Source organism: Mesorhizobium sp. WSM4836 (assembly GCF_055811815.1).
In genome coordinates this window covers 1-466 of the sequence record NZ_JBVVQF010000096.1, presented here as the reverse complement: position 1 = coordinate 466, position 466 = coordinate 1, and the positions used below count along the sequence as shown (strand labels likewise).

Genomic DNA, 466 nt, shown 5'->3' with positions numbered 1-466 from the left:
TGCTGCCGATCCTCGAGGCTGTCGTGCAGACCTCGAAGCCGCTGGTCATCATCTCGGAAGACGTCGAAGGCGAGGCCCTGGCCACGCTGGTCGTCAACAAGCTGCGTGGCGGCCTGAAGATCGCCGCCGTCAAGGCGCCGGGCTTCGGCGATCGCCGCAAGGCCATGCTGGAAGACATCGCCATTCTCACCGGTGGCCAGGTCATCTCCGAAGACCTCGGCATCAAGCTCGAGAATGTCGGCCTCAACATGCTCGGCCGCGCCAAGAAGGTGTCGATCTCCAAGGAGAACACCACCATCATCGACGGCGCCGGCAAGAAAGAAGAGATCCAGGGCCGCGTTGCCCAGATCAAGCAGCAGATCGAGGAGACCACCTCGGACTACGACAAGGAGAAGCTGCAGGAACGTCTCGCCAAGCTGGCGGGCGGCGTTGCCGTCATCCGCGTCGGCGGTGCGACCGAAGTGGA

General features: G+C 63.5%; 1 pseudogene. It reads left to right on the top strand.

The annotated features are described in order from the left end of the window. Nucleotides 1–466 (top strand): annotated as a pseudogene (gene groEL, locus AC0L2P_RS32255) (chaperonin GroEL); the annotation flags it as partial.